This window comes from Paenibacillus antri (assembly GCF_005765165.1).
Classification (GTDB): Bacteria; Bacillota; Bacilli; order Paenibacillales; family YIM-B00363; genus Paenibacillus_AE; species Paenibacillus_AE antri.
This window is the reverse complement of the sequence record NZ_VCIW01000002.1, coordinates 404305-427074: the sequence shown is the minus strand read 5'-3', so window position 1 is coordinate 427074 and position 22770 is coordinate 404305. Positions and strand designations below refer to the sequence as shown.

Genomic DNA, 22770 nt, shown 5'->3' with positions numbered 1-22770 from the left:
GTTTCCTCCGGGAAAAGGATAGGAGAAGGCGAATCGCTTCGCCTTCTCGATGGAGCGCTTTGTTACGTCTATAAGCTTGCATTAACTTCTTCGGTAATTTTGTCGCCGCCCAACTTCTTCCACTCTTCCACGAACTTGTCGAACTCGTCGATCGACGCCTGCCCCATAATGATCTTCGTGAACGTTTCATCCTGGAACTTCTTCAATGAGGACATCTTCTCCGTCATCGTCGGCGTCGCCGCGCCTTGGAACTCGCTGTATATGCCGAGCTTGTTCTTATCGTAATAGTCGATGACGCTGTAGGAGCCTTCGGCCCCGAAGACGATGGTGGAGAACCACATCTCCTGGTCGCCCGCCGCGTACTTCGTCAGACGATCGAAGTGGACGTTCGCCGGGAAGCCGAGGTGGCTGCCGTCGCCCGACGCCAACGCTTCTTGCACGAGCCGGAAGGCGTCGAGGTTGACGTTGAGCGGATCGATGACCGTCGGGTGGTATTTGCCCGGGAAGATGCCGCCGTCTCTGGAGATGAACGGGTTCGGGTCCGGCGCGTAGCTCGTCAAGTAGTAGTGCTCCAGATAGATATTCGCCAGCTTGATTATCGCTTCCGGGTGCTTCGCGCCCTTCTTCACGACGTAGAAGTTATTCGCCGTATCCGCGAGCTGCGGATGCACGGGACTGCCGTCAAGCGAGACGATCGGATAAATTTTCCACTCGGCGTCCGGGTTGTTGTCTTTATTCGCGCGGTGAATGTGACCGCCGTCCGAGACGGTTCCGTACGCGAGGCCGAGCCGGTTCGCCGCGACATCCTCCGCGACCTTGTTCCAGTCCTTGACGGCGAACTCGCGGTCGATGACGCCGTTCGCGTACAGCTCGGACAGCTTCTGCAGCGCCGTCTTCGTCTCCGGCTGGATCGAGCCGTGAACGAGCTTGCCGTCCGCGCCCTTCAGCCACATATCCGGATAAGCGCCGAATCCGTTCAGGAAGCCCTTCACCGTCCCGTGCGTCTGGAACAAATCCTTATTCATGCCGAGACCGTACGTGTCGGCGACGCCGTTGCCGTCCGGATCGTCCTTCGCGAAGGCGGTCGCGATCTTCACGACGTCGTCGATCGTCTTCGGCTCCGGCAGGTTCAGCTTCTTCAGCCAGTCGTAGCGAAGATAGATCATCTCGCCCGTGCTGACGCCGCCGTTCACCTGCGTCTGCGGAATGCCGACCAGCTTGCCGTCGAACGTAGCCGCCCGCAGCGCCGCGCCGTTATCTTGGTTCAGCAGTTCCTTCAAGTAATCGCTTCCGTACGATTCGAGAACGCCGCTCATATCCTCCAGTTGGTCGGATTCGTAAAGGCGCATCAGTTCTTCCTTGTTCACGAGCATGAAGTCCGGAATGTCGCCCGACGCGATCGAAATATTCAGCTTCTGCCGATACTGCGATTCGTCGACCGTCCACAGGTTTTTCACGTGGATGCCGTACTCGTTCTTGAAGATGTCGGTCCAGATGTTATCGTCGATGGACTTTCCTTCGTCGTATTTGAAGCTTGCATTGACGAACCGCACCGTCGTCACCTCGATCGGCGGATCGTATTTGCCGAGCGGGCCTTCCGGCGCCGCCGGTTTCTCGGCGGAGCTCCCGGCGCCTTCGCTCGTTTGTTCTTGGCTTTGCTTCGTTCCCTCCGGCGCGGTCGCGTCGTCGTTCCCGGCGCTTCCGCAGGCGCTTAACGCCAGGAATGCAGCCAACGCCAAGGCGAGCGCGGTCCGCCCCTTCTTCTTTTCGAAATTCATAGTTTCCCCTCGCTTGTTTGTTGGTTTCGCTTACATTTCGATTATATAAGGGGGGCGTTCCGGTTCGATACGAGACATTCTTGCGCTTCTTGCCTTATATTAATGGAATTCATTTTATAGATTCAGCACGGACCTAGGCTGCGGCGCCGGACGATTCTCGGATGTAAACAATAGGGTATAGACCGAGTCTCTCTCCGGCGCGTCGGGCATGACGAGTTCGAGCTTCATCCGTTCGTCGCTCGCCGCGGGGATCCGGAATCGCGCGGTCGGACCTCGGCGATTCTCGTTCGGTCCGGTCTCCGGTACATCCCAGGCGAGGAGCAGGTGCCTTCCTCCGGTCCCTAGGTCGAGGTACGCCGCCATGCGCCCTCCCGGCACCGTCGCCGGACTGTCGTTCAGCAGCCATAGCTCCGGCTCGAACCAGTCCCCCTCCTTCCATTCGAACTTCGGAATTCGCGCGCTGGCCAATACGGGCCTGTTCGACGACTGTACGGCATAGTATGCGGGTTTCGGCTCGGCCGGCCAGCAGACGATGCTGTTGTTCGCGGCGGTCGGCCAAGGCTCGTTGTAACACCAATTGAGCGCCATGGAGCATCGCGGCTTCTGTCTGCGAGCTTCCTCGAAGATGCATTTATACCCCTCGGATTGAAGCAGCTGCCCGCGTTCGACCAATTGCTCGAGCGTCTCGCTGGGACCGAAGTAGTCCTCGATCAAGCGCGGCATCAGCCACGTCTCCCCGACCCAGGCGTTGAACGCATGATGGCTCTCCCAAGACGTTCCGGGCTTCGGAGGGAACAGCTCCTCCGGCGGTATAAATCGCTTGAGCAGCTCCACCGGCGACGGCGAAGGCACGCCGAACTCGGTATACGCCGTGTTGTTCGCCTTCGGCATCGCTTGGAGCACGTCTTCGCCGTTCTGATAACGGAATACGTAATTGCCGTGCCCCATCCCTTCGACCGGGGACGTCATCAGGAACGGCGTCTTCGGGTCGAGCGCGTAGCAATTCGCGTTGAGAAGACGAAGCGGCAGCGATTGGTCCGTCATCCTGGACCAGGAATTGAACAACTCGTTGCCGCCGCACCACAAGACGAGCGAAGGATGCTTTCGAAGCCGGGAGACGATCGACCGCGATTCTTGGTCGAGCACTCGCAAATAGTCGGGTTTATCGGGATACAGATTGCAGGCCAGCGGGAACTCTTGCCACACCATAATCCCCATCTCGTCGCATTGCTCGAAGAAGCTCTCCTTATTGACGATGCCGCCGCCCCAGACGCGAAGCAGGTTCATATGAGCGTCTTTCGCGAGCTCGAGCAGCGTTCGGTAACGTTCTGCCGTGATCGTCCCCGGGAAGATGTCGGGATTGACCCAGTTCGTCCCTTTGCCGAATACGTTGCGCCCGTTGACCTCGAGCGTGATGGGCGGATGACTTCGGCTCTTCGGGAAGCCGACGGGCTCCCTCCAAGCGCCTTCGTGCATCGTTAAGCGCACGCGGCGGAAGCCGATGCGCTGGAGGCGTCGCGTCGAGGCCGAGTCCGAACGACTCCCGTCGGTCCACGACACTTCGGACAAGTACAACGGCTGCGGCCCTTGGTCATGCGGCCACCATAACCGCGGACGGTCGATCGTCGCATGGAGACTAATCCGCTTATCCGTCGTGTCGACGGTCCGCTCGAACACCGACTCGCCGTCGGGATCGGTCAACCGCCACGTCAACGCGCCTGCGGCGTACCGATTCAGTTCGACGTCGAGCCGCAGCTCCGCCGCGTCCAACCCGTCGTTTAAGTCGTAAAACGTCTCGGCGTTCGCAAGGTAAACGTCCGGTCGAATCTCCAAGTGCGTCTCGTCCCAGATCCCGAGCGGAATCAGCCGGGGATGCCAATCCCAGCCGTAGCTGACCGCGGGCTTGACGGAATGATCCGCTTCCGCTCGGGACCTATGCGCATCCGCGCGCTTCGGGGCGGGGTCGACGACGACTTCCAACACCGCGCCCGGGCGATACCGATCCGTGAGGTCCATGTCGACGGGCGTAAACATCCCCTCCTGTTTCAGAAGCTCGACCCCGTCCAACCGAATCGCGAAGCTGTAATCGATGCCTCCGGACACGAACGCCACCCGCTCCCCTTCTTGCGGGGACGGCGCCTGAAGGCGCGTGCGGTATACCCAATATTTGTCCTCCATCCATCCATACTCCCGCCAATTTTCCCCGTACGTATGGTCCGGCCAGCCTTCCGCTCTCGCCCAATCCAATTGGACCGCGCCGGGAACCGTCGCCGGTACGAACCGTGCGGGAGCCGCCGCGGCGGAGTCGCTCCAGCCCACTTCCCATTCGATCGCATGCTTCATTATCATTGCGCTCCACCTCGTGTATGTGTATTCGTTACAAGGCGCCGCCGTCGCGGGACGGGGGCGCCCTTCGGTTCGCCGCTAAAGTCCCTCGGCGGCTGTCAAATAGGCGAAAGGGACGCTCGGCACGTCGACGATCGGGGCGGCGGTCGTATCGAAACCTTCCCACACCCGCAGCGTCGCGTTCGGCTCCGGATCGGTCGATTGAAAGAGAAGCTGCACCGCGTAGCTCTCTTGACCGTGCCGTCCTTCCGCTTGCAGCGTATTCCCGCCGACCCATGTCCAACCGGTCGCCTTCAGCTTCGGTTCCAAGCCGTACTCCCTCAGATCGAGCGTCATCGTTCCGGTGAAGGCCGGGGGCAGCTCGTTTCGCCCTTCGGCTCCCGAGGGCCTTTGCGAGTTTTTCACGACGGCGAACGACAACGCGGGCTCATTCGCGACGAAGAAATCGTTCGCCTGCAGCTCGGCCTTCACAAGGTATAATCCGTCGGAGAGCTCCAGTTCGACCGTTGCGAGTCCCTCTTCGCTCGTCGTAGCGTAGACGTCCTCCGTCACCGACGTCCACGCGAAATCCTTATCCAACCGCCATAGCGACATCCGCACCGGCAGACCGCCGATGTTCGCGCGGTCGTTCGGTTCCGTCGGATCGACTTGCGCGGAGAGCGAGTGCGGTCCCGCGCCGATCTTCAGGGGATCTCCGACGACCCGCAGCGACGCGGCGTCCTTGACGGTAAACCGAATCTCCGCATCGGCGGCGTGTCCCGCCCGATCCGTCGCCGTCGCCTTCAGAACGTGCGGCCCGGGCTCTTCGATCGGCGCGCCCGGCGACCAGGGCGAGCCGTCCAACTCGAACGCCAAGCTTGCGACACCGCTCCAAGGGTCGGACGCGTTCGCCGACGGGGTAACGGCCCCGATATACGTCGCTCCCTCTTCCACGCCGAGCCATTCCAGCGACGGAGGGGTCGCGTCGATCGCGATCGTCGACGATTGTGGCGCTTCCGCGTTCCCCGCTTCGTCGATCGAGCGGAATTCGAGAAGATGCTCCCCTTCCTCCGTTACATGCAACGGCCCTTCGTACGTCTCCCAACTCCCGCCGTTCCAACGATATTCCGTTCGTTCGACGTCGGACAGGCTGTCGGTCGCGGTCAAGGTCACCGTCGCTTCGGCGACGTACCATCCATTGCGCTCTTCCCCCAACGCCTCGGCCGTCGTCACGGGAGCGATGTCGTCCACCTTCACGAACTTCACTGCATCCGCGATGACGTACTTGCCGTTCGCCCGGTCCGTGATCTCGACGTATCCCGAATCCCCCGCAAGGAAATCGAAGACGCCGAGCCGCTTCCATTCGCCCCCGACTCCTTGTTGATCGACGAGGAACGTCTCCGACCCGCCGTGATAATGGACGGTATACGGCGCGTTCGTCGAACGATCCGCATTGCCGTTCGGCAAGTTGTAATATACGGCGTAAGCGCCGGCCATCGGTAAGTTCGGCCTCCAGCGAAGCGAATGGTCGCCGGCGCCGGTCGAATGTACGGCGTAATTCGCTCCGATATAGTTCGGCAGACCGGCGCCGAGCGTCCATGCTCCGATTTTCTCCGCTTCCGGATTGTCGACCGTCGCCTCGAGCGACTTCGGCACGGCCGTCGCTCGGTTCGAGTGCAGACTTTCCTTGCCGCCGCGGACGGCGGTGACGACGTATTCGTACGTTGCGCCGCTAACGATCGAGAAATCGGCGTACTGCAAACCGACGACGCCGTCCGCGACGGTTTCGAACGGAAGGCGGGACGAGCTTCTCCGCTTCACCGTGTAGCCGTCCGCGTCCGGGACGGCGCTCCAGCTCAGCCGAACCCTCGCGCCGCCGGCGACGGCTTGCAAATTCGCGGGAGCTTCGACGGGGGACCGATCGGTATACACTCGAACGTTATCGAATTTCGTATCGATCGTATCCCCGCTCGCCCGCGCCTCCGCGCCCAAGATGATGCGCATATTGGAGTTCCATCCGACCGGCACGCTAGTTAGTTGGTGGCCGTCCACGAAGATATGCGCGCTTACGCCGTCGTGCACGAACTTCATTTTATGGTTCCCGGCGTCCTCGCCCGCGTACACGAGCGTATCTCCGCCCCCATTGTAGTTGTATACCCATTGTTTATTGCCCGAATATTGACTGAACCGGAGCGATTGGCTGCCGTTGATGTAAAGCCACAGCGCGCTGTTTTGCGCGGTGCCTTGCCCCTCCAACGACAATCGGTCCACCTCGACGATCAGGTGCCTCTCCGGCGTCGCGAAGAACGGGAAAGCGCTCTTCGCCCCTCTGCCGCCCCAGTAGTTCACGGTGCTTGTTCCCTGGAAACGCAGAGCGCCGTCCGTCACGTCGGCTTCGATCCCCGTCGGCAGCGTCGAGCGCAGCCCTTGATTCACGAGCTCCCACTGCGTCAAGTCGAGGTCTTTTCCGTCGAACGCGTCCTCCATCGAATTGGACGTCAGCGTCGCCGATACCGGCTTCGAATCCGCCGCCTCCCCATAGCCGTTCACGGCCGATATAACGTAATAATAGGTCTTGCGGTTTTCCAAGCCCGTGTCGACGTAAGACGTACCTGCGACGCCGGCGGCTACCGTCGTATATGGGCCGTTCGCGGTTTCGCTCCGCTTCACGTTATAGCCCTGGGCGCCGAGCGACGGCGCCCAAGTCAGACGCACTTCGGCATCGTCGCCGAATGCGGTCGCGCCGACGACCTGCAACCGGACGACGGCGAAGTCTCGGTCGTCCGGAGCCCCGGCGCGTTCCGCTTTGATAAGCGCCTGCGGCTCCGCCGGCAGCGCGAGCGGCGCCGTGTAGCCGCCCTCGGCATCGATCGTGCCGTAAGCCGGCCCCCCGACGACGGACCAGGCCATGTCGCCGTCCGTCCCGGTCATCGCGCCTTCGAAGTCGATGCCGGCTCCGAGCGCGGCCGACAGCTCGCCCGGGGCGATTTCGATCTGCGTCGGCTCGGGCGCGGTCGTATAGACGGCTACGCTGTTCGCCGGGACGGACGAGTCGAGAAATCCGGCGCTCACATCCGGCCAGGACGCGTCGCTCGGACGGATCGAAGCGCTCGCCGTGCGTACGGTTTCATCCGAGTAGAGATGTCTGCGGAACGTCTGGTTCACCGCCTCGGCGAATTGGATAGACACCTGCTTCGTTCCCGTCTTCGCCTTATTCACGACGAAGACGGCATAGTGTCCGTCAGGCCGCTTTACGGTCGCGACGTGCAAGTCGCCGTCGTTCGACGTCGACCGGACGACTTGGGAATGCGGCGCGGTGAACCACGTGAACAGGCTGAGCGAGTAATAGGTGTAACGCGGCAGCGCGGAATTCGGAAGCCACGACCAGGTGCCGAACTCGGCGCTGTCGAGGAAATTCAGCGGCTCGGGCAAATGCTGATCCGCGAGCCGCCACAGCAGCATGCCCGACACGTTGCTCCGCATGCCCGACACGATCAAGTCGGCAAGCTCCACCCCGTTCTGATAGGTCGTCTTCGTTCCGGGCGCGGCGAATTCCGTAATGACGAGCGGTTTCCCCGTCGGCCGGACATGTTGAAGCCTGTCGTTCGCCCAGGCGCCTAAGGAACTGTAATTGTACCCGTAGGCGTGTCCGTCGTACACATCCAAGATATCGTCCATGCGATCGACGGCGTACTGCGTCCAGTCGAGGCCCGAAGATTCGTCGGGGCCCGCCAGCTTGACGAGATGGCGCACCCCGTCCGTAACGAGGCGTTCATGAATTTTCCGATACATCTCCGCGTAATACGCCTTCTGATCGATGCCCGGCGGCGTTTCGAAATCGGCCAAGTTCGGTTCGTTATACGACATCACGTATCGGATATTGTCGTACCCCCGGTTGACGACGAGCTGCTGCAGCGTCGCCGACACCCACTCGGCCCATTCGTCGAGATCCGTCGGAGCGCTTGTCTCCGGCTTCGGCAAACCTTCGAAGCCAAGCCAGTCTTGGACTTCCTCGCTCATCTTCCATCCCGCGACGAGCATGACGTCGATGTCTTGCTCCTTCAAGAAATCCAAGACTTTATATACCGACTGCATCTTCGGGCTGTCCGTCCGCAAGTTGGACCAGTCGATCACGTTCGGGTCGGCGTTGTCGTTGACGGGCTCCATCCAATCGATCTGGAACCATAATCGAAGAATGTCCGGCTGCATTTTGGCGATTCGCCGTTTCTCGATCTCCCACCATTGTTCGTTGTATCCGTTTCCAACGCTCTCCGGCATGAAATGGAAGGGGTCGTATTCGGCGCCGATGCCAAGAAAGTCTTGCGTCACGACGGAAGACGGATCGATCTCGATCGTCGAGACGGTTTCGTTCGCCCGCGCAGGCGAAGCGACCGTAAGCGAACTCAGCATCATCAGGAAAGCGATCAAACCCAATGCCGCTCTTTTCCTCGTTTTCAATTGTTTTCGCTCCTTTTGTTTTGGATTCGCGATGCCGGATCCCTCCGGCTGCCGACGGATGCGCCCACCTCCCGAACATGTTCGTTTCCAACAACCCTAAGTGTAAATCGGACGTCACCATAACGATATTTCTCATTTTTGCGGTCGTTGTCCGTTTTTGCCTTTATTCGATGTTTTCCGGAGCATGTTATAAAACAGGCCCTGCGAGCGGGTTCGCAGGGCCTTGCTTTCTAGGAGACGGCTATTCGTCGTGCGCGTGCAGCGTCCGCCGAAGCGGCCTCCGTCCGAAGATGCCTTGCACAAGCAGTTCGGCCGTGCATTCGAGATCTCCGTATGTATTGATCATCGTTTCGATCGAAGCTTCGTACTCCTTATGCACGAAGGGGTGGAAGTGCGAAACGAACACGACGGGCGTGTCGAACTTCGTCCAGCCGCCCATCATGTTGCGCGCGACCTCGTCGTGCAGTCGCACGACGTTCAGGCCGTAGCTGAGCCGGCTGCCGATCGAGCAGACGATCAGGTCGTAGCGCCGTTCCGCCGCGGCCCCGAACAACGCGTCCGGACCCGGATCGACCCACTGGTCGACGACGCCCGCGCATTTCTCGAGCTCCCGCTTCATCCGCGCCAGCAGGTCGCCGTACCGATCGTGGTTGTTCATGACGACCGCGTGCAGCACCTTCGTCTCGAGTCCGGCGGCGAACGGGACGAGGCCGTTGCGATCTCGGACGACCGTTATGCTTTCCTCGACGACCCGCCGCGCGACTGCCGCGTGCGCGTCCGGATCGATGCGCTCCGGATGCGGCGCGGACGGGGCCGCATCGAATAAGCCCATCTGCCCTTTCAGCGCCACGATGCGCGCCGCCCGCTCGCGCATCGTCTCGAGCCGCAGCGCCCCCGCTTCGACGCGCCGCTCCATCTCCGCGTAAAATCGGTCGTCCATGCGCGGGAACAGCAGCATGTCGCAGCCGTTCTCGAGGGCGGCGGCGCACGCGTCGTAATAGTTCATGTAGCCGACGATGCCGCCCATCTCCATCGCGTCGGTAACGACCAATCCCTCGAAGCCGAGCTCTCCCCGCAGCAGATCGACGAGCAGCCGCTTCGATACGGTGGCGGGCGGGTACAGTCCGTTCGCGTCGGGCTCGTCGAACGCCGGCAGCGCGATATGGCCGGGCATGACCGCCATCGCCCCGCGCTCGATCAACTCCCGGAAGACGCGCCCCGGCCCTTCCCGCCACGCGGCGCGGCCGAGCGGGAGCGACGGCGTCGTCAAGTGTTGATCCCAGGACGTATACCCGTCCCCCGGGAAATGCTTGATCGTCGCCATCATCCCGTGCCGCTGCAAGCCGTCCATGTACGCGCCCGCCATCTTGACGACCTGTTCGGGATCGCTTCCCGCGCTGCGCATGCCGACGACCGGACTGTCCGGGTCGACCGCCAGGTCCGCCACCGGCGAGAACGTCCAATTGTAGCCGAGCGCCCCCGCTTCTACGGCGGCGATGCGGCCGGCCTCGTAGGCCGATTCCGGCGAATTCGTCTGGCTCAGTCCCATCATGTAGGGAAACTTCGTCGCGCCGAGGATCATGTTGCCCGGACCGCACTCGAGGTCGCTCACGATGAACGGGGGCACTTCGCAGCGCGATCGGAACTTCGAGATCGCCGCTTCCAACGCGTCCCGCTCCGTCGGATGGAAGAACATCGCGCCGAACTCTTCGAGACGCGCTTCGCCGATGCGGCCGAACGTCGGGCAGCACACTTGGTTCAGCAGGCGGCGGAAGTCCATCGCCCCGACCGCGCGGCGCGCCGCCTCCGTCGGAACGATCCGGTATTTGCCTACCATGTGACGCTCACCGTCCCCGAGACGCCGGTCGCGACGATGCGGTTCCCCTTCCGCTCGAACGGCACCGCCTCGCCCTCCGGGAAGTCCCGATTCAGCTCGACGCGGCCGGCGTCCAGCGCTTCGATCGGCGGATAGACGGTCAGCGTCGCGTCGTCGAGCCCCCCGACGGCGAAATGCCGGACCGAATGCTTCGCGCGGGTCGGCACCGGGCTCAGCTCGCGGCACCACGCCTGACTAGGGCGGTCCTGCGCCGCGAAGACGCGGCATTCGTCGTGGAACGTCCGATCCAAGGCGTACTCGGCCCCTCCTCGGCCCGCGACCGTCGTCTGCCCGATGACCAGCGGCTCGCCGTCCGGGAACGCGAGGCGGAAGCGCACCGACGAATCCTTCTTGCAGCCGACGAGGAACCAAGCGTTATCGCGGCGTTTCAGGAACAGCATCGCGGGCGTGGAGCGCTCCTCGTATTTGCGCTGCAGCAGCGTAAACCCGAAATCTTGCAGCGCATACCGCGCGAGAATCGACGCGTCCATCCACTCGAACGATTGCCGAACCGGCAAATGCGTGACGCCCGACGGCTCGAACGGCAGCGAACCGCGGACCCAACCGATGCGTCCGCCGTTCCATTCGGGCAGCGCCCGGCTCACGGCGAAGGCGCGGGTTCGCCCGTCCTGCCGCGCTTCGGCGCCGACGCGCGTATGCGGGTCCCCCGGGTCGCGCACCGTCTCGGCCAGTCCGCCGTCGCCGATCATCGACTGGTGGCGCAGCCGCCGCGCGCGCGTCGACGCTTCCTCGAGTTCGTCTTCTTCATATCGAACGTCGAGCTCGAAGTCGCCCTCGATCGGCTGCTCGAGGCGAAGATTCAGCAGCTCGAGCAGCGGTTCGCCGCGCGCCGCGCCGTATAGGAGCGCCTTGCCCCCGCGGCGAACGTGATCCGCGATGCGCGCCGCCTTGTCCTCCGTCAACCAGCTCGTCGCGACGAACAGAATCGTCCCGTCCAGGCCGCGCCGCGCTTCCTCGTCCATCGCGAAGAAGACGTCCGTGCCGACGACGGTGTTCAGCGGCAGTCCGGCGTTGACGGCGCCGCGCACGAACCAGTCGTGGAACAGCGCCGCGCCCGAAGCGTCGCTCGCCCCGGCGGCGGCTTCGTGCAGCTCCCGGAACGGATACAGCCACGTCAGCAGTCCCGGAGCGTCGGGACGGTCCCGCAGCGCGCGCCGAAGATGCGGTATCACCTCGGCCGGGGTCGTCTCGTCGAGCTCGCCCCTCTCCGTGTCGATGGTTAGAATTTCAATGATACCCGGGCTTTCGACGCCGCCCTCGCGATTGATCCGCGCCGCGGCGAGCGGACAATAGATGTCGTGCGGCTCGCGGTCGTACAGATCGTTCCACGGATTTTGCCAAAACCATGGGTCGTTCGGATAATAGCGGAACGGGTACGCGTCTCCCGGCAGCTCGGCGATGCGCGACATATAGCCGGTCATCTCGAGCCCGAAGTCGAAGTTGAGCGCCCCCCACGGCGAATTCGGCGCCGGATACTCGAGGTATCCCTTCTCGTATAAATCGAGCATCGGAATATGGTCCTTCGCGAGATCCATGCCGGTGCCGAAGTTCGTGCCCCGGATCTCGATTCGATAGCCCGGGCATTCGCGCTTGAACTCGTCCCAGAAGGAGAGGACCTTCGAAGAGAGCTCCTCGTAATCAGCCAGCGGCAGCGACGTGCCGTCGTAGTTGGCGCCGAGGTACGTCCACGGGAAATACGACAGCGCGAAGCCGTTGGAAAACCAAATGTAATCGAAGCCGAGCGCCGGCAGGAAGCTTGCGCACTGCCGTCCGAAGAAGCGCCCGAACGGCGTCCCTTCGGGGATGCCCTGCGGGTACGCCGCGTACGACGCGCCGTCCGCCTTCAGCTTGGACCACGTGCACACGACGGTGTAGTCGGCCTTCAGTCCGATATATCGGCCGCCGAGCTCCGCCCGATTGATCTCCGGATGCAGCTTGTATTTAAAGTCGGAATATGCGAATTCCGGTCCCGCGTCGAAGGTGGCGCCGACCTCGAGGCGTACGCCGAATCGATCCGCCGCGATCCGCTTGAAGGCGGCGACGATCCGCTTCAGATCTCCGTACGTCATGCGCACCGGATCGTCCGCGTACGGCCGCGCGATTTTCAAGCTGCTCTTGTCCTGAATATGGCTGAAGTACTCCTCGTTGGCGAAGCCGATATATTTCGCCCATTCGAATGCCGTCGATTCGTCGCCGTTCCACGTCAAGATTTCGCTGCCGTCCGATATCCACAGCAGCATCGAAGCGCTCTCCGCCATGTCGAGCAACGGCTTCCATTGGCGCAACGCTTCCTCGCACACGGCTTCGATCGCCGCCGGCTCGAGGCTCCGGAACGGCTTGAGGCTCATCTCGAGCGTCGCCCGCCGGAGCATGCGACCTTCTCCGATCGATTGCATACGTCCCTGGCCTCCCATTACACGATCTCCAGTTCGATGCCCATGACCTTCGCGACGTTCTTGATTTTCGCCCCGACATGGCCCACCCCAAGGGCGAAGTGATGCGTCGGTCCCGCGGAGCACCACTTCTCGATAAACTCCGCTACGCTTACGCCGAAGCTGCACCGCGTATTCGTATTGCCCGTCTGCGGAATTTCCCCTTTGATGGACTCGCCTTCGGTCGCGATCATCTTGAAGCGGCCGTCCGCCGTCTGCGAAATGCCGAGCAGCGTGACCGGCCCGGACTTGATGCTGAACTCGACGCCGATGCCGGAGCCGGCCTTGCCGTGAAACACCTCGAGCCCGCGAATGACCGGGCGGCCGTCCGCGATCTTGATGTTATGCGGCCCGTCGTGTCCGACGAGCACGATATCGTCGACGAAGTCGCACGGATGGAGCTCGGCGAAGGAGCCGCCCGCGTCCAGCCGGTCCATGATCAGCATCGCCGCGCACGTTTTCAGATCCGCTTCGCCCGCAAGCGGCACGCCCTTGCCCGTCAACAGCGAATTGCCGAGCACCATGTTGGATCCGATACGCTCGTACTCGTTGTTGTCGCGCCCGCGGTAATAATACGCCAGTCCCGTCAAGCCGTACTCCGCGACCAGCTTGTCGAGCCCTACGGCGACCTTCGCCGACCATTCGAGATCCTCCGGCCGGATCGGGCGCGTCACCGGATCGATGAACGGATCGGCGATCGTGAATACGCTCTTGATCTCTTCGATTTTCTCCTGCGTCTCGCCCGAAGTTACGTCGCCGACGAGCTTCGCGAGATCGCACATCTCGAGCATCTGCACGTGCGAGCCGAACGCCGCCGTGAACGCCGTCGGATCCGAGTTCATATCGTACATCCCCTCGTACGTATGCCCGAGGTAGCCGATCTTCGCATGCTTGAAAGCGCGCCGCGCGTTCGCGACCTGGCACCACGACCGCAGCTCCCGTACCGCCCGCTCGTCGTCGTGCAGCGTCCCGACGATCATGCCCGCCGCCGGCTTGCCCGCGCGGACGAGGACGCCGCCGATTTCCGGCAGCGAGCAGATGTTGTCGTTCGCAAGCTGCATATACGTCGTCGTATTCCGATAATCGAGGCGCTTGCGAGGCTGCAGCGCCACCAGCACCGTCGGCACGTTCAGGTTGAGAATCGCGGTCGCCGCGGAGGACGACGTGACGTACGTGCTTAAGAAACAAAATAAAAAGTCGACGTCCTTCGCTTTCAACGACGCGGACGCCGCGAACGACTTGTCGACGTTGTCGACGAAGCCGCCCGAAACGACGTCGACGTCGTTCGCCCGCAGCATCTTTTCGAACTCTCGTCCGTAGCCTTCAAGCTCTTCCTTCAACCCCGGGAATTGCCCCCAATACGGCTCATGACCGACCGTAATGACCCCTACGCGCGCCTTCGCCCGTTCGAACGTTCCTCTCATGCTCCCACTCCGCCTTCGTGTTTAGGTTTCGCCCCTACCTTAGCGAATCCGACCGGCGCATACAATGGATCGAACGCAAGTAGTAGAAAATGGACAACGGAGTAAAAAAAGTCTCGTATCTCCGACCTCTCTCAGGACCTACAATGGAAGCATCGAAGGAGGAATCGGCATGCCGAACTGTTCGCCGGCGGCGCGAAAATAGAAAAGCGCGCTCGCCCCGATCGTACAGGCGAACGCGCTTTATTCTTAGTATGCTACAACTTCACCGGCTGCCCCAGCTTCACGGAGGCGTAGCCGGCCAGCGCCACCTCGGCCGAACGGAGCCCGTCTTCGCCGGAGATCGGCGCCGGCTCGCCGTGAAGCAGCGCATCCGTGAACGACTTCATCATGTAGAAGTCCATGTTGTCGCCCCAGAACAGATGATGGCCCTTACCCGTCGCCTCGCTGTACAGCTCGTTCTTTTGCGCCAAGGCGTCCACGGAGATGCTCCCCTTCGTGCCGACGATTTCCATCGTTACGTCGCCCCAGGTCGGGAACGACTTCGGCCGCGACCAGCTCGTGTCGAGCACGCCGAAGACGCCGTTCTCGAACTTCACGTGAATCATGCCGGCGTCGTCCACCTGGAGCTCTTCATGGAACAAGGTGGCGGCGTAAGCGTACACTTCTTTCGCCCGGGAACCGGTAAACCAGTTCATAAGGTCCATGACGTGAACCGTATGATCCAGCAGCGCGCCGCCGCCGGACAACGCCGGGTCGACGAACCAGCCGCCCGGCATGGAGCCCCGGTTCGTGCCCTTGATCGCGACGATCGAGCCGATCTCGCCTCGGTCGACCGCTTCCTTCGCGCGGACGACGGCGGCCAAGTACCTGCAAGGGAACGCGGTCATCAGCTGCACGCCGTTGTCTCGGCAAGCGGCGACCATGCGCTCCATTTCCTCGACGGAGACGCCGAGCGGCTTCTCGCAGACGACGTGCTTCCCCGCCTTCGCCGCGTCGATCGTCAGCCGCGCATGATGAACGTTTTCCGAGCAAATAACGACCGCGTCCGCCGCGTCGTTCGCAAGCAGCTCCCGGTAATCCTCGTAATAGGCGAGCCCTCGCTCGCGCACGACCTTCTCGACCCGGGAAGCCGATTCGTCGGCGATCCCGACGACCTCGACGTCCGGCAGACGGAGCAGCGCATCCAGATAGGAGAAGGCGTGACCGTGCGCGAAGCTGATCATGCCTACCTTCAACTTGTTCATCTCAGACCCTCCCCCAGGTTTCGATCGAATACGACCGCCTTGCCGGTCTTGGCCGATTCCATGACCGCCAGCGCGAGCTCGAGCGCCTTATAGGCGTCCCGCCCGGTCACTTCGGACTCCCGCCCGCTGCGAATGCAATCGATGAAATCGCGCAGCTCCAGCTCGTAAGGCGAATGATATCCCGGGCTTTGCGGCACCTCGACGAACGTTCCGTTCTTCGCCTCGACGGCCGCTCGGCGAACGTGCAGCGAAGCGGACTCGAGGCTGTGGTTGCGAACGACCCCGCGGCTGCCGGCGATTTCGGCGGACGTGTGGAACGGTCCCGGATAGCCCCAATACGCTTCCGCGTTCGCCACCGCCCCGCTTTCGAACACGAGCGTCGCCGAAGCGTATTCCACCGTATCCTCCACGCGATGCAGCCCGTAGACGGAGCGCACCTCGCCGAGCGTCCACCGAAGGAAATCCAAATCGTGGATCATCAAGTCGAGGGCGACGCCCCCGCTCTGTTCGGCATCCTTGAACCAAGGACGCCGGTCGCCCGGATGCGCGCCCGCGCGCTTCGCGTGAACGACGCCGATCCGGCCGAGCTCGCCTGCCTCGACCTTCGCCTTCATCTGGGCGTATTCCGGAAAATACCGGACCACATGTCCGACGAACAGACGAACGCCATACCGCTCGCATGTCCGAATGACTTCCTCGGCGTCCTCGAGCGTGAGGGCGATCGGCTTTTCGCTGATGACATGCTTCCCGGCCGCCGCCGTCCGCACCGCGAACGCCTTATGCAGATGGCTCGGCGTCGCGATGCTGACCGCTTCGCAGCCCGATTGCTCCAGCATCTCGGCGAACGACGCGTAAGGCGTCGCCCCCGTCCGGTCCGACAGCGCGCGCATGGCGTCCGGATCGATGTCGTGCACTCCGACGACGGTAACGTCCGGAATGCTCTGATAGCAGGACGCATGGATCGTTCCCATGCCGCCGCAGCCGACGATCGCAACTTTCATAAGTCTCTCATCCTCGTTTCGTTGTATAATCGTTCCTGACACCACCTTACCGTCTTTCCGCGTCCGTGCCTATGCAACGATTTGTCCGTTTCTTATCCAATTTTGTCCTAGGCGACGAGAAGGGGCGACTCCCTTGGAGTTTTTTCAGGAACCGATCCTATATCAAAATCCTGCCTTGTGCCTGAAAGTATGGCAATTTACGAGCCAGCCGAAGAAGCCTTCTCCTTCGATGCAGGACATCCGCTGGCATTATCACAAGGAAGTCGAATTCCTGTACGTGCAGGAAGGCGTTCACGAAATATCGACGCCGAATCGAACCTATACGCTGAAAGCCGGAGACGTCATGGTCATCGGCTCGTCCCAGCTGCACCGCGGGCGCGTCGTCGGTCCGGATACGCTCGTGTATATCGTGTTTCACGTCGACCTGGAGCCGTATTTCGATCCGGCGATGATGATGTATTACCGCCGCTTCTCCGAAGTGCTGCATCCGCTCGAGGAATTGAATTATATGTTCGAGGAAAATGCCGCCGTGCGCGCCGAGGTCGCGCGAATCATCGAGAGCATCCATAAGGAAATCCTCGGGGAGTCCAAAGGCTACGAAATCGCGGCCAGCATGCATATTAAGCATCTGCTGCTGACGCTGCTGCGAGGAGATACCAGGGGGCTGCTCCAGGCGCACGAGCATGTGGACGCATCCGCGATGAAGCCGATCGTCGAATACGTGGACCGGCATCTCGCCGAGAAGATCGACATGGAACAAGTCGCGCGGCGGGCCGGGATGAGTTACTTTTATTTCTCGAAATATTTCAAGCGGGCGATGGGCGCTTCGTTCACGGACTACGTCAACCGCAAGCGGATCGCGAAGGCGGAGCGGCTGCTCGTGACGAGCGGGCGGAGCATCGCGGAGGTGGCGAGCGAGGTCGGAATCGGCAACATGGCGCATTTCTACGAGCTGTTCAAGCGGTTCAACGGCTGTACGCCGAAGCAGTATTTGAAGAGCTTGAATGCGGGTCCGGTCGGCTGAACGGAGGCGCACGACGAAGAAGAGGCTGTCCCGCGAATCGGGACAGCCTCTTCTTCGTTACCCCTTGTACGTCTTAAAGAGCGACGTCATATACGCGAAGAACGCTTCGGCGTCGATCTTCTCCGCGATGCGAATCGTTCTGCACCCATCCGCCTCTTCGATGCGTCCCTGGCTCGGACCGGAAGCATGCACCCGGCAAGCGACCTCCCGCAGCGTCGCGATCGGCGCGCCGCCGAGGTGGGACGTCGTAAGCAAGTCCCATAGGAAGTACGTATCGTTCGCGTGCACATGGACGAGCGGCGGGCACATCGCGTAGCACTGCGCCGCGAAGTCGAGCGCCGGATGCCGGCGCTCCCGAGCCCAGGCGTTGCGGCGCGCGACCGTCCAAGGCACCTGATCGGTCGCGAGCAGCGGATACGCGATAATGTCGATGCCCGAGCGCCAGACGTCGGCCGCCGCTTCGGGGTCCCAGAACGCGTTCCATTCCGCCGTCCCGTCATGCTCCGGCTCGATAATGTTGCCCGTCCCCTTGAACGACCCGCCCATCCAGACGAGCGACTCGATGTTATCTTCGATGTCGGGCGCGGCGAGCAGCGCGCGGGACAAATCCGTAAGCGGACCCGTGAACAGCAGCGTGACCTTGCGGTCCGCCTCCCGAAGCTTCCTCGCGAGATGAAGATGCGCGGGCTCTTCGACCAGCGGCGCCGAGGGCTCGTCCTTCTCGTTCAGCATCGGCAGCGCGTCCACGAAATACGCGTGCATGCGCCACTCCTTCGGGAACGGGTTTTTCGCCCGCGAATCCGAAGCGGCCGTCTCTACGTTCGCGCCGCTGCCGAAGACGTCGATGATTTTCCGCGATGCGCTTACCGCCGGTTCCAAGTAGCAGTCGCCGGGAATGACGCCGACGCCGAGCAGCTCCACGTCTTGCATCAGCAGGACGGCGGCGAGCGACACGAGATCGTCGACGCCCCCGTCGTGGTTCATATATACGAGCTTCTTGTTCATGTTCGTTTCTCCTTCCGTTCCGATGATGTTATGATACAGGAAAAGGAACCGAAGGAGAAGCGAACCGCATGCGCACCGAACAACAGATTAAGCGAAAGCTGAACGACCTCGCGATGCAGAAGCGCACGCTCGAATCGCGCCTCGAAGGCGACGCGGCGAAGGACGCCTCGTCGTCCGCGCAGCTCGAACGCCTGGAGGATTCGATCCTGCTGCTCGAGTGGGTGCTGAACGAGCCGACCGGCAAATACCACGTTTAACTTTTCTTACGAAAACGACGCGGGGTAAAAACTTCGCCCCAAATTGATCCTCGCAAGACTTTTATTTTTGCTTTCACTCAGGAAGCCGGAAAAGGCGATTTTCGCGTAGGTAAAGAAAAGCTGCCGGCAATGGACTCCTGAGTTAAGGAAAAAACCGAAAATCCCGACGACAAGCATAAATTTCAAATTTGAGGCTTTTCGTGATACAATGGGGTACACTGTAGGAATATAAGGAGGATCTTTCGAACATGTCCGATCAAACTTTATCCGCAACGCCCCATATGGAAATCGGGATCAGCACCTTCCTCGAGGCGACGCCGAACCCGGCGAACGGCGATCCCGTCAGCCACGCCGAGCGCATTCGCCAAGGCGTCGAGGAGATCGTCGTCGCGGAGCAGGCCGGCCTGGACGTATACGCGATCGGCGAACATCACCGCCCCGATTATTCGGCGAGCGCCCCCGCCGTCATTTTGGCCGCCGGCGCGGCTCGGACGAGCAGGATCCGGCTGTCGAGCGCGGTCACCGTGCTGTCCTCGGACGACCCGGTGCGCGTCTATCAGCAATTTTCCACGTTGGACGCCATCTCGAACGGCCGCGCGGAAATTATGGCCGGCCGCGGCTCGTTCATCGAGTCGTTCCCGCTGTTCGGGTACAGCCTCAACGATTACGACGAGCTGTTCGAGGAGAAGCTGGAGCTGCTGCTGAACATCCGCGCTTCGGAGAAGGTTTCCTGGCCCGGCGGTCACCGCCCCGCGATCGATAACCGCGGCGTCTACCCGCGCTCCGTGCAGCAGCCGCTGCCGGTCTGGATCGGGAGCGGCGGCAACCCGGAATCTGTCGTTCGCGCCGGCATGCTCGGACTGCCGCTCGTCCTCGCGATCATCGGAGGGCAGCCGGAGCAGTTCGCGCCGCTCGTGCGGCTGTATAAGGAAGCCGCCGCGCAAGCCGGCCACGATCCTTCGAAGCTGCCGATCGCCACGCATTCGCACGGCTTCATCGCCGACACGGCGGAGCAGGCCGCCGAGCTGTTCTTCCCGCCGACGCAGCAGATGATGAACGCGATCGGCCGGGAGCGGGGCTGGGGCCACTACGGCCGCGCCGCGTTCGACGCCGCTCGCAGCCTGCGCGGCGCGCTCTACGTCGGCGATCCGGAGTACGTCGCGGAGAAGATCGTGCTGCTTCGCAAAAACCTCGGCCTCACGCGCTTCCTGCTCCACGTCGACGTCAGCGGCGTGCCGCATCGCGAGCTGCTGCGCACGATCGAGCTGCTCGGCACGAAGGTCGCTCCGATCGTACGCAAGGAGCTCGCGCGAATCGAGGCGTCGGAGTAACCGGAAATCCTCCCTCTAATTGGCTTCGCAACGCCGCTTTTAGCCAACTTAGAGGGAAATCCTCCCTCTAATCCGGACCTTTCCCCACATTTCCGGACGATCGGGGCGAATTAGAGGGATGTTTTCCGTCTAAGCGATCCGAGTCCAACCGATCCGACGAATTAGAGGGAAGTTTTCCAGGTAATCCCCGATTGCACCTCCTAACAAAACGCGCCCGCCGGGATTCCCGGCGGGCGCGTTGTCGTTATTGTTTTCCTTCGTGGATTGCCGCGCCGGAGTACCCCCAGCCTTCCTTGTCGCCGACGTTCGCGTCGTCGAAGGCGAAATCCCATTCGCCGTTCAGGTTGACCCAGGCGTCCCGCGCGAACTGCGGGCGCGGGTATTCCGCGCGCGGTATCGTCGTCATGCGTTCGCCGCTCCTTCGAGTTCGATATCGATGACGACCGCGCCGGCTTCGCCGGCGCAATCGATCTCGTACCAGCCGTCATGCGACAGCACCTCGACGCCGCGGCCGTTCGCCGTCGCGCGAGCGACGCCTTGCGACGCGGCGAAGCCGAAGCGGCCGCCCTCGCGCAGCGTCACCGACGTCTTCGCGCCCGCGTCGACGATTCGCTCGACCGCCGCCGTCGGCACGAGCTTGTTCACGAGACCGATCGGCGTGACGCCGGCGCGCTCCGGTACGAATGTATACATCGCCGTCGCCGCATTCTCGAGGCGCAGCGGCAGCCGCTCGGCACTGCCGACGCGAACCGCCTCGCGGGAGAAATATTCGTACAGCACGAAGCTGTCACCGGGGAGGCCCGGCACGTCGGACGGGCCGACGTCGCCTTCGGCGGCCGACTCGCTCAGGCCGAACGCCGCGACGACGCCGCTGTCCCCGACGCGGTTCCACAGCTTCAGCGGCACGGCGGCGGACACCGGATCGAGCGTCAGGCAATCCTCCGTCGGTACGCCCGGCCGGTCGCACCGAATGATGCGGCCGTCGTTGTAGACGAGCGGCAGGATGTGATCCGGGTTCGTAATGCCGAGCTTATCGCTGACGTACACCGGGCCGCCGCTGACGGCGCGCAGCGCCATATTCTGCACGTCGTCATGGTTCGAGCTCCAGAACATATCCCAGTCGCCCCAATAGAACGGGCCGTGGAAGTACGAGTTATACGCATTCTGCAGCGCGTGCTCGCGGAAGCCGGTCGCTTCCTCCGGCACGAAGTCGTCGCTGTTGCGGGATACCGCGGACATCGGTCGTTGCCATACATTTTCCGAAGCCATGCCCATGCAGTTGATGATCGTGCCGCCGAAGTGCAGTCCGACCGACGCCTCGAGCGCCGTATGCGCCGCCTTCGCGGCCGCGCCGATCGGCTTCAAGTCGCGGAAGAAATTGAGCACCGCGCTCTGGCTGTCGACCTTGACGAAGTCGATGCCCTGCTTCTTCAGGTACCCGTGCCAGTCGTTCCAGAAGCCGAACGCGGCGGCCGCATCCGGCGCGGGCACCCACACGCCGCCGTTCGTCTCGAACAGATGCGCGCGATTCCGCTCGAACAGCTCGCCTTCCGGATCGATGCCGCCCCAATAGCCGGCGATCGTATGCCAGACGCCGACCCAGCGCACGCCGAACCGCTCCTTCATCTCGCGCACGACCGGGGCGAGGCCGTTCGGGAATTTCTCCCGCACGGCGTCGTACGACCGCAGCCGCTTGTCCGGGCTAATTTCGGACCAGCCGTCGTCGATCATGACCCAGCGGACGGGCAGACCCGCTTCCGCGAGCTCGCCGGTCTTGGCGAGCAGCCCTTCCGCGTCCACCTTCTGGTAGAACGCGTCCCAGCTGCACCAGCCGAGATAATCGAGCGGCTCCGGATACGTCTTCTCGGCGCGCGGCTTCTGGAGCGCGTCGACGGCGGCGAGGCCGAGCGCGACGTTGCCCTCGACGAGCGCGTACGGATCCGCGCCGCACGAGACGACGAACGCGGCGGTCGACACGGTCGCGAAGCCGCCCTGGAAGGCGGAGACGCGCGCTTCGAAGCCGCCGGCCGCGAGGCCTTGCAGGTCGGTGCGGAACGCGTCGCCGGTCGTCGGCAGCAGGTGCGCGTACGCACCGTCGCTCGTGCGCCAAAGGAGCGACAGCGTCCGCGGCGGCAGCGCCGACAGGTTCGGGTCGACGTGCGGACGCGTCCACCAGTCTTTATGCTGGTAGTTCGCAAGCAGCGACGCCAAACCCGGCGCGCTTCCGAAGCGGATCGAGACGCCGCCCGACGCCGCGAACGTCACGCGGTCGCGGAACAGCTCGCGGTTCGCCGCCGTCGCGACGACGTACAGCGCGGCCGCTTCCCCGCAGACCGCGAGCTCGAGCCGCGCCTCGACGCGGCCGTCCGCGTCCGCGAACACGGCGCGCTGCACGCGCTCCGCGCGAAGACGAGGCGGCGCGGCCGAAGCCTCGGGCGCCTCCTCGAGCGACGCGAACGCGAGCGACGGCTCCGCGCCGTCGTACAGACGGGCCGAGACGCCGATATTTTCAAGAATCGTGCGCGAACCGTCGACGAGGCTGACGATTCCGCCGTTTACGCTAAGTTGCAACATGATGGGCCTCTCCTTCCCGC

14 protein-coding genes are annotated in these 22770 nt (G+C 62.7%); 3 read left to right on the top strand and 11 right to left on the bottom strand.

All coding sequences use genetic code 11. The annotated features are described in order from the left end of the window. Positions 1-68: 68 nt before the first annotated feature. From FE782_RS05110 to FE782_RS05075, 8 genes are all read right to left on the bottom strand, one after another. On the bottom strand, positions 69-1778 hold the full coding sequence (locus FE782_RS05110) for an extracellular solute-binding protein (protein ID WP_138192971.1): 1710 nt from the start codon (positions 1776-1778) through the stop codon (positions 69-71). Between the two features lie 114 nt (positions 1779-1892). Then, on the bottom strand, positions 1893-4127 hold the full coding sequence (locus FE782_RS05105; RefSeq protein WP_138192970.1) for a glycoside hydrolase family 2 protein: 2235 nt from the start codon (positions 4125-4127) through the stop codon (positions 1893-1895). Between the two features lie 75 nt (positions 4128-4202). Then, a complete protein-coding gene (locus tag FE782_RS05100; RefSeq protein ID WP_138192969.1) occupies positions 4203-8561 on the bottom strand; it encodes a golvesin C-terminal-like domain-containing protein in 4359 nt (1452 codons plus the stop codon). Between the two features lie 241 nt (positions 8562-8802). Next, the gene (locus FE782_RS05095) at positions 8803-10398 is read right to left on the bottom strand and encodes a glycoside hydrolase family 3 protein (protein WP_138192968.1); all 1596 of its coding nucleotides are present in this window, start codon (positions 10396-10398) and stop codon (positions 8803-8805) included. After that, complete coding sequence (locus FE782_RS05090) at positions 10392-12854, bottom strand: hypothetical protein (protein WP_138192967.1); 2463 nt, start codon at positions 12852-12854, stop codon at positions 10392-10394. The genes FE782_RS05095 and FE782_RS05090 overlap by 7 nt, the downstream gene beginning before the upstream one ends. A gap of 17 nt (positions 12855-12871) precedes the next feature. Continuing rightward, the gene (locus FE782_RS05085; protein WP_138192966.1) at positions 12872-14314 is read right to left on the bottom strand and encodes an L-fucose/L-arabinose isomerase family protein; all 1443 of its coding nucleotides are present in this window, start codon (positions 14312-14314) and stop codon (positions 12872-12874) included. A gap of 254 nt (positions 14315-14568) precedes the next feature. Next, entirely contained in the window at positions 14569-15558 is a 990-nt protein-coding gene (locus FE782_RS05080) for a Gfo/Idh/MocA family protein (protein ID WP_138192965.1), read from the bottom strand. Then, entirely contained in the window at positions 15555-16559 is a 1005-nt protein-coding gene (locus FE782_RS05075) for a Gfo/Idh/MocA family protein (RefSeq protein WP_138192964.1), read from the bottom strand. Before FE782_RS05075 ends, FE782_RS05080 begins: the two co-directional genes overlap by 4 nt. Positions 16560-16692: 133 nt before the next feature. Here FE782_RS05075 and FE782_RS05070 point away from each other — a divergent pair, with 133 nt between their 5' ends. Beyond that, complete coding sequence (locus FE782_RS05070; protein ID WP_138192963.1) at positions 16693-17583, top strand: helix-turn-helix domain-containing protein; 891 nt, start codon at positions 16693-16695, stop codon at positions 17581-17583. Between the two features lie 57 nt (positions 17584-17640). On the opposite strand, the gene FE782_RS05065 is transcribed toward FE782_RS05070, so the two are convergent. After that, a complete protein-coding gene (locus tag FE782_RS05065; RefSeq protein ID WP_138192962.1) occupies positions 17641-18588 on the bottom strand; it encodes a nucleoside hydrolase in 948 nt (315 codons plus the stop codon). Between the two features lie 68 nt (positions 18589-18656). Here FE782_RS05065 and FE782_RS05060 point away from each other — a divergent pair, with 68 nt between their 5' ends. Together FE782_RS05060 and FE782_RS05055 are read left to right on the top strand one after the other, a co-directional pair. Continuing rightward, on the top strand, positions 18657-18845 hold the full coding sequence (locus FE782_RS05060; protein WP_138192961.1) for a hypothetical protein: 189 nt from the start codon (positions 18657-18659) through the stop codon (positions 18843-18845). Between the two features lie 281 nt (positions 18846-19126). After that, positions 19127-20176, top strand: coding sequence for an LLM class flavin-dependent oxidoreductase (locus FE782_RS05055; RefSeq protein ID WP_138193090.1), 1050 nt, complete (start codon positions 19127-19129; stop codon positions 20174-20176). Positions 20177-20420: 244 nt separating this feature from the next. Here the strand turns inward: FE782_RS05055 and FE782_RS32220 are convergent, their stop codons facing one another. Together FE782_RS32220 and FE782_RS05050 are read right to left on the bottom strand one after the other, a co-directional pair. Beyond that, the gene (locus FE782_RS32220) at positions 20421-20582 is read right to left on the bottom strand and encodes a hypothetical protein (RefSeq protein ID WP_158299261.1); all 162 of its coding nucleotides are present in this window, start codon (positions 20580-20582) and stop codon (positions 20421-20423) included. After that, positions 20579-22750, bottom strand: a complete 2172-nt coding sequence (locus tag FE782_RS05050) for a Sip1-related alpha-galactosidase (protein WP_138192960.1) — start codon at positions 22748-22750, stop codon at positions 20579-20581. The genes FE782_RS32220 and FE782_RS05050 overlap by 4 nt, the downstream gene beginning before the upstream one ends. Between the last annotated feature and the right edge of the window lie 20 nt (positions 22751-22770).